Annotated in this window: 8 protein-coding genes; 5 read left to right on the plus strand and 3 right to left on the minus strand. The window is 67.5% G+C overall.

Annotated features, from left to right (window positions below):
• The first annotated feature begins 124 nt into the window (after positions 1-124).
• On the plus strand, positions 125-868 hold the full coding sequence (locus Q4E95_RS09385; protein ID WP_303383062.1) for a 4'-phosphopantetheinyl transferase: 744 nt from the start codon (positions 125-127) through the stop codon (positions 866-868).
• Position 869: 1 nt separating this feature from the next.
• Here Q4E95_RS09385 and Q4E95_RS09390 read toward each other — a convergent pair whose 3' ends face one another.
• Entirely contained in the window at positions 870-1760 is an 891-nt protein-coding gene (locus Q4E95_RS09390) for an acyl-CoA thioesterase II (protein ID WP_303383056.1), read from the minus strand.
• 70 nt (positions 1761-1830) lie between these two features.
• Here Q4E95_RS09390 and Q4E95_RS09395 point away from each other — a divergent pair, with 70 nt between their 5' ends.
• Both Q4E95_RS09395 and Q4E95_RS09400 read left to right on the plus strand, forming a co-directional pair.
• Positions 1831-2271 carry a thioesterase family protein gene (locus Q4E95_RS09395; protein WP_303383057.1) on the plus strand — a complete coding sequence of 147 codons (441 nt, stop codon included), beginning with the start codon at positions 1831-1833 and terminating at the stop codon, positions 2269-2271.
• On the plus strand, positions 2268-2981 hold the full coding sequence (locus Q4E95_RS09400) for a hypothetical protein (protein WP_303383058.1): 714 nt from the start codon (positions 2268-2270) through the stop codon (positions 2979-2981). Before Q4E95_RS09395 ends, Q4E95_RS09400 begins: the two co-directional genes overlap by 4 nt.
• Here Q4E95_RS09400 and Q4E95_RS09405 read toward each other — a convergent pair whose 3' ends face one another.
• Both Q4E95_RS09405 and pepN read right to left on the minus strand, forming a co-directional pair.
• Complete coding sequence (locus Q4E95_RS09405) at positions 2982-3410, minus strand: globin (protein ID WP_303383063.1); 429 nt, start codon at positions 3408-3410, stop codon at positions 2982-2984.
• Positions 3411-3514: 104 nt separating this feature from the next.
• Positions 3515-6091, minus strand: coding sequence for an aminopeptidase N (gene pepN, locus Q4E95_RS09410; protein WP_303383059.1), 2577 nt, complete (start codon positions 6089-6091; stop codon positions 3515-3517).
• Between the two features lie 225 nt (positions 6092-6316).
• Between pepN and Q4E95_RS09415 the strand changes: the two genes are divergently transcribed.
• Positions 6317-6829: a ribose-5-phosphate isomerase gene (locus Q4E95_RS09415; RefSeq protein ID WP_303383060.1), complete on the plus strand. Its 513-nt coding sequence runs from the start codon at positions 6317-6319 to the stop codon at positions 6827-6829.
• Between the two features lie 2 nt (positions 6830-6831).
• A complete protein-coding gene (locus Q4E95_RS09420; protein ID WP_303383061.1) occupies positions 6832-7755 on the plus strand; it encodes an Fpg/Nei family DNA glycosylase in 924 nt (307 codons plus the stop codon).
• Positions 7756-7781 lie beyond the last annotated feature (26 nt).

Below are 7781 nucleotides of genomic sequence, written 5' to 3' on the forward strand. Positions count from 1 at the left end.
CGTGGTCCGTTGGTTCAGCACGCCCCATTTCTATCATGGTTAGGCTAACCTAACTTGGTATCCCCGGGGACACGCCCGGACCCGCGCGGCGCGCGACCGCGCCCGACCCACGGAGGTGCCCTTGGTGCGACACGTCGATCCGGCGGGTACCCCGCGCGGCGACGCGCCCGACCACCGCGACGGATCTTCCGCCGCCCGCCAGTTCGCCGCGCTACTGCCGCACGCCGCGGTCGTGGAGGCTGTGTCACATAACGTCACGGAGCGCTTGGGCCCGGCCGAGGCGGCCGCCGTGGCGGCCGCGGTGCCCTCGCGGGTCGCCGAGTTCACGACCGGTCGCGCGTGCGCGCACGAGGCGCTGCGGCGCCTCGGGGTCCCGGCCGCGAGCATCGGACGGGGCGGCCGGGGGGAACCCCTGTGGCCGGCCGGTGTCGTGGGCAGCATCACCCATTGCGACGGGTTGCGGGCGGCGGCCGTGGCCCGGCGCGGCGAGGTCACGGGCGTGGGGATCGACGCCGAACCCCACCTCCCGCTGCCGGTGGACGTCGCGGACCTCACGCTCACGCCGCCCGAACGACGTCGCGTGGCGCAATTGGGCGCCGCGGTCCCGGACGTCGCGTGGGACCGGGTGGTCTTCAGCCTCAAGGAAGCAACGTACAAGCTGTGGTACCCGTTACGCCGGGAGTGGCTCGGCTTCGAAGAAGTGGACGCCGCGGTGCACACGGACGGGACGTTCACCGTGGACCTGCCGCGGCCGTTGCCCACCCCGGACGGGGAAGTGCGCGTGGTGCGCGGTCGGTGGGCCGTGACCGACGGGCTGCTGTTCACGGCCGCGGCACTGACCCCGGGGATGTCGTTCCCTCAGCGGTAGCTCACGGGAAATCCGGTAGGCGCATCATGCCCTCTTGGGCGGTGGTGGCGATCAGCGCGCCGTCCTGCGTGAACATGCGGCCCACACCCAGACCGCGAGCCGAGGACGCGCTGGGGGAGGCCTGGACGTAGAGGATCCATTCGTCCGCGCGGGCATCGCGGTGCCACCACATGGCGTGGTCCAGGGACGCCACGTTGAGGCCGGGTTCGACCCAGGATTTGCCGTGGCGGCGCAGCACGGGTTCGAGCATCGTGTAGTCGGAGGCGTAGGCCAGGGCCGCGCGGTGGATGTGGGGGTCATCGGGCAGAGGCGCGAGCGCCTTGATCCACACGGCGTTGTACGCCTCGCGGGTGCCGCTCCACGGCAGGAACAGGGGCTCGGTCACGTAGCGCATGTCGAACGGGCGCTCGAACGCGGTGGCCCGGGCCTCCGGCAGGTCGATACTGCCCAGCAGATCGCGCAGCGTGGGCAGTGACTCGGGATCCGGGACATCGGCCGGCATCTCGTCCTGATGATCCAGACCGCCCGCGGGGGCCTGGAACGAGGCGATCATGGACAGGATGGTCTTGCCGTCCTGATAGGCGTGGATCCGGCGCGCGGAAAATGAACGCCCGTCGCGAACACGCTCCACACCAAAGGTGATCGGGAAGTTCACGTCCCCGGGGCGCAGGAAGTACGCGTGCAACGAGTGAATGGCCCGTTCCTCGGGAACCGTCCGCATGGCCGCCATCGCCGCCTGGGCAAGTACTTGCCCGCCGTACACCCGATTGCGCATGCTCGTGATCGTCTGACCGACGAAAATGTCCTCGAGGGTTCTGGCCCCTCCACCGTCCGCCAGGTCCAGCATGTGGAGCAGGGCTTTCACGGGTTCCTTCTGGGGATCAACACTCATGAGCTCCATCCTAGTGCTGGCCCGGATGTGATCTGATGGGGGCATGACGTCGATAAACATTCCCCTTCAAATGAGATTCTCGGACATGGACGCCTACGGCCACATCAACAACGTGATCATGGTGCGGTTCTTCGAGGACGCCCGGGTGCGCCTGACCTCGTCCCCCATCAAGGCGAACGCGGACCACGGCATCCCGGAGGACACCACGTTCCGTGAGTCGATCGGGGATATCCGCACCGTGGTCGTGCACCAGAGCATCGACTACAAAAAACAATTGTTCTACCGCCACGAACCGGTGTACGTGCGCACCTGGATCTCCAAGGTCGGGGGCTCATCCTTCACGATTTCCTACCGGTTGCAGGAAGAGGACGGCTCGGCTGTTTACGCGGAGGGTGAATCCGTGATGGTCTTAATGGACCCGGACACGGGAAAGAGTCAAAAACTGTCGGAGGACCACAAGGCCCTCTTGGACGCCCTGGCAGATGAGGTCAAGGAGCTCGACGAACGATGACACACCCTGGGGACGAGCGGACCCCCGGCATTTTCCTGGCCGGCCCCGCCGAAGCCTCCGACCTGGCCACCCTGCTGAGCCGCGCGCGCAGCCTCGACGCGAACGCCGCCGTGCGCCTCCAGGGCTTCGGCCACGCCCTGGCCACGTGGGTTCCGGTGATCTACCCCTCGACCATCATGGATCGATCGCCGGTGGTGCTGGGTTTGCGCGCGGTGACGCTGGCACGCCCCTCGGACATGGACCTCACCGTCCCCGCCTCGGCCCTCCTCGATCGATTGGCCCGGTACTCCCTCATTGATCCGGCGATCGCGGGCGAACCGGTCCGCATCGGCGCACCCCCGCAGGAGGTTGCGGCCCCGTGGGCGGGGATGGTTGCCCCGCGCAGCGGCTGGACCAAGCGCGGTGTCGTGTCCGCCCATCATGTGCGTGACGTGGCCCGGGCGGGAATTCAGAAAGTCGCGGACACCGTCCCCACCGATTCCGGGGCCGCGGTCGTCTCCAAGGTGCGCTCGGACATCTGGGGTGCGAGTTCCGGGTGGGGCCCCCTGGAAGTTCCGGACATTCCCGACGGCGCAGCGTTCGGGCTGGACGTCCTCGGATTCATTCCACCGTCCGAGGTCGAGGTGGCCGTGGCCGCGGAGGAAACCGGGCAGTGGCTCAGGCTCAGCACCCAGGCCGGCCACGTGGTGGTCAAGAACGCTCAGCGCTGATCAGCCCGGGCGGTTCACCATGGCGTGCGCCGCCCGGTCGAAATAATCCCACATGATGCCGTCATGCAAGGGTGACAACTCCAGGGTGTCCATGGCGCCGCGCATGTGCTTGAGCCACGTTTCCCTCGCCCAGGTGTCCACGGGAAACGGTGCGTGCCGCATCCGCAATCGGGGGTGACCGCGTTCCTGCGAATACGTGACGGGCCCGCCCCAGTACTGTTCGAGGAACATGCGGAGCCGGCGCTCGGCCGGTCCCAGGTCCTCCTCGGGGTACAGGGCCTTGAAATCCTCGTCCTGGGCCACGCGCCGGTAGAACTCGCTCGTGAGCTTGACGAACGTCTCGTGCCCGCCCACCTGCGCGTAAAACGACTCCGACGACGCCGCTTCGGCCGCCTCCCGCGCGTCACCCACCTGCTGCGGGGGTTGCATCACGGGCCGCGCGGCGGACCGGGAACCCACGGCACCCAGGGTGAAGGTGCGCCGCCCCTCGCTCTGACCGGCCTGGGGATTCAGGGGAGGTTGATCGGGGGCGCTCATGCGGTTTCATCCTCGTGTCCCGCGGAGGCGGCGTCCACGGCCTGAGCCGCCACGGCACGACGGATCGAGTCCTGGCGCTCCAACACGATACGGCGCAGGCCGTTGTGCTGTCCTGCCAAGCGATCCAGGAACCCTTGGGCGGCGTCGACCGTCTCCTGGGTCGCGATGCGCGGGAACAGACCCGCCGCGATCTGCTGCGACAGCTCATGCGTGCGCGTGGCCCACACATCGGTCACCGCCGCGAAGTACTTCTCCGCGTACGGGGCCACCAGGTCTGTGTCGTGCACGCGGAAGAAGCCTGCTATCGCCGCCTGCTGCTGGGAGTTGGGCAGCGAACCGTCCACCACGATCTGCTGCCAGGCCGCGGCCTTGGCCTCCGCGGTGGGGATCGCCGCACGCGCGGTCGCGGCGGCAATGGCGCCCGTCTCCGTGTTGTCCCGGGCCAGGGCGGCGTCGATCTCGGACTCGCCCCGGCGACCCGCGGCCACGAGCGCCGTGAGCACGACCCAGCGGGTGTCGGTGTCCATGTCCACGCCGGAGGGAATGTTCTCGCCCCGGTCGAAGGACTCGAGCCGATCGAACTGCTGGGCTGTCACGGCGCGGCGGGCAAAGGCACGGAAGAACTGCCACTGGTGATCCGATCCCGGTGCCGAGGCCTCCACCAGCTCCCAGATCGTGGTGGCCGCGCCCGTACGGATCTCGTCCGCGTCCCCCGGCGCCACGTAATAGTCGAGCACGGTGTCGAGTTGGCGCAGCTGAACCTGCACCGCCGTGGAGTCGGTCTCGCGGCCAATGTTGGCCAGCACCAGCTGGGCGTACTCGCGGGCGGGTGACACGCCGTCGTGCACGGAATCCCACGCCGCACCCCACACGAGGGAGCGGGGGAGAGACTCCTCGAAATCGCCCAGGTGGTTGGACGCGGTGTCCTGGGAGCACTCGTCCAGGCGGATCTTGGCGTAGGCCAGATCGTCGTCATTGAGGAGCACGAGGTCCGGTCGCTCACGACCCACGAGTTCGGGTACCTCGGTTCGTTCGCCGTCCACGTCCAGCTCCACACGGTGGGTGCGCACCAGGCGCCCGGCGGCGTCGTCGTGATCGTAAAAACCCACCGCCAACCGGTGCGGGCGCAGGGTCGGGTGACCCTCCTGACCGATCTGCTCGATGCCGAAGGAGGTGATCACGCCGTCCTCGTCCGCCTCGACGTGCGGAATCAAGGTGTTGACGCCCGCGGTTTCCAGCCAGCGTTCGGTCCAATCGGTGAGGTCGCGTCCGCTGGCCGCTTCGAGTTCGACCATCAGATCGGCCAGCTCGGTATTGGCCCACGCGTGCTTGCCGAAGTACGCGTTGAGCCCGGCCATGAACTCGTCCTGGCCCACCCAGGCGACGAGCTGCTTGAGCACCGAGGCGCCCTTGGCGTAGGTGATGCCGTCGAAGTTGACCAGCACGTCCTCGAGGTCGCGGATCTCGGCCTTGATGGGGTGGGTGGTGGGCAGCTGATCCTGCTCGTAACCCCACGACTTCTCGCCGGCCACGAACGTGGTCCACGCATTGGTGTACTTGGTGTTCTGCGCGCACGCGAGCGTGGACATGTATTCGGCAAAGGACTCGTTGAGCCACAGGTCGTTCCACCAGCGCATGGTCACCAGGTCGCCGAACCACATGTGCGCGAGTTCATGCAACACGGTGATGGCGCGGCGCTCCACGCGGGCCTGTGAGGGCTTGGACCGGAAGATGTACTGCTCCACGAAGGTGACGGCACCGGCATTCTCCATGGCACCCGCGTTGAACTGGGGCACGAACAACTGGTCGTACTTCTCGAACGGGTAGGGCACACCGAACTGGGATTCGAAGAATTCGAAGCCCTGCTTGGTCACCTCGAACATCTCGGCCGCGTCCACGTACTCGGACAGCGACTTGCGCGCATACAAACCCAGGTCAATGGTGCGCCCGTCCGAGGAGGACAGCGAGTCGGTGAGGGACTCGTAGGGTCCGGCGATCAACGCGGTGATGTAGCAGGAGATCCTGGGTGTGGGGGAGAATTCCCAGCGCGCGACGCCGTCGCGCACGGTAACCGGCTCGGGGGTGGGTTGGTTGGACACCACGGCCCAGTGCTGCGGGGTGGTCACCACAAAGCGGAAGGTGGCTTTCAGATCGGGTTGTTCGAACACCGGGAACATGCGGCGGGCGTCGGCCACCTCGAACTGGGTGTAGAGGTACACCTCACCGTCGACCGGGTCCACGAAGCGGTGGAGGCCCTCACCGGTGTTCATGTAGTTCATCCGGGATTCCACGACCAGCTCGTTGGATTCCGCGAGATCGGGGAGCTGGATGCGCACGCCGTCGCTGACCCGGGACGGGTCGAGCTGCTTGCCGTTGAGGCTCACGGACTCCACGGACGCGGTGATTGCATCAATGAAGGTACTGGCACCGGGTGCGGCCGTGAAACGCACCGTGGTGCGTGCGGGGAACGTCTCCGGATCATCGGTGAGATCCAGGACCACATCATAGGAATCGACCGAAACAGTCTCCGCCCGCCGGGCGGCTTCCTCTCGGGTCAAATTGATTCCGGGCACGTGAGTGATCCTCTCCTCGACTGCGGGGGGCATGCGCGCACCGGGCGCGCGAGCATCTAGCCATTATGGCAGTCTGCGGCCGAGATCACAGCGGCACGGGCTGTGATCCTCCCGATCAGGGCGTTCCGGGGCGCTCACGGTACGGTGGTGGGTGTCAGAAAGTTCTCGGCGGTGACCCGGGTGAATGCCCTCGGCGCCGCACCTGATCCAGGAGAATCCCCGCCCATGCGCGTGCACATTGCCACCGACCACGCCGGTCTCGAGCTGTCCCAGTACTTTGTCGATCAGTTGTCCGCCGCGGGTTACGAGATGGTCGACCACGGCCCCGAGGACTACGACGCCGCTGATGACTACCCCGCCTTCTGCATCCACGCCGCCCGGGCCGTCAAGGAGGACCGCGATCAGGGTCTGGACTCCCTGGGCATTGTGCTCGGCGGCTCCGGCAACGGTGAGCAAATGGCCGCCAACAAGGTGCCCGGAATCCGCGCCGCCCTGGCCTGGAACCTGGACATCGCCAAGCTCGCCCGGGAACACAACAATGCCCAGGTCGTGGCTATCGGTGGCCGCCAGCACTCCAAGGAGGAGGCGCTGGAGATCGTGAAGGCCTTCCTCGCCGAGGAGTTCACCGGTGAAGAACGCCATGAGCGCCGTATTGCCCAGCTGGGCGAATACGAGACCACCGGAGATATCAGGGGCAAGCTCGACCAGGTCACCGCGCGCCCCGCCGCGCAGAACTGACCGTGCCCGAAGGTCACTCGGTTCACCGGCTGGCTCGCCAGCTCGGGGACGTTTTCGCGGGCCGGCCCGTGCGGGTCTCCAGCCCGCAGGGCCGTTTCGCAAACGGCGCGGCACGGCTCGACGGCCGCGTTCTCACCGGCGCCCGCGCCCACGGTAAGCAACTGTTCATGAGTTTTGCCGCGCCGAACGATGCCGCCGACGTCCTGATCCTGCGCTCACACCTCGGCATTTACGGGGCGTGGAGTTTCGTCGGCGATGAGACGTTCCAAGCGGCGTCGTCGATCGGGGCGCCCCGCAAGGTGGGCGAGCAGGAAACCGGTTCCGCGGCCGGGTCCACCGTGGCGTACGACGACGCCGGGCTGGTCGTACCCGACGCTCCCATCGGTGCCGTGCGTGCCCGGCTGGTGGGCGAGCACGGGTGGGCGGATCTGCGCGGGCCGGCATTGTGCACCGTGGAAACCCCGGTAGAGGCCGCGGTGGCGGAAGCCAAGCTGGGCCCGGACCCGCTCGACCCCGATGCGGACCCCGAGCCGTTCATCGCCAAGGCCGGTAAGAGCAAACGCCCGATTGCCGTGCTGCTGATGGAGCAGAACGTGGTGGCCGGTATCGGCAACATTTTCCGGGCGGAATCCCTGTTCCGCCGGAAGGTCAATCCCTTCCTTCCCGGCACGTCGCTGAGCCGGGAAGATCTGGTGGGGTTGTGGGACGAGAACGTGGCGCTGATGGACATCGGCGTGCGGTTGGGCCGCATCATCACCACCGACCCCGCGGATCGTCCCGGTGTACCGGAGGCCGAAGCCTGGCCCCACCACGGCAATTACGTGTACCACCGCCACGGTCAGCCGTGCTTGCATTGCGGCACCACCGTGCTGCGCCAGGACCTCAACGGCCGAGCCCTCTACTGGTGCCCGGGGTGCCAGAAGTAGCGGGCTCCGCGCATCCTGTGCGTCGC

It is taken from the genome of Kocuria sp. (assembly GCF_030536815.1).
Lineage (GTDB): Bacteria > Actinomycetota > Actinomycetes > Actinomycetales > Micrococcaceae > Kocuria > Kocuria gwangalliensis.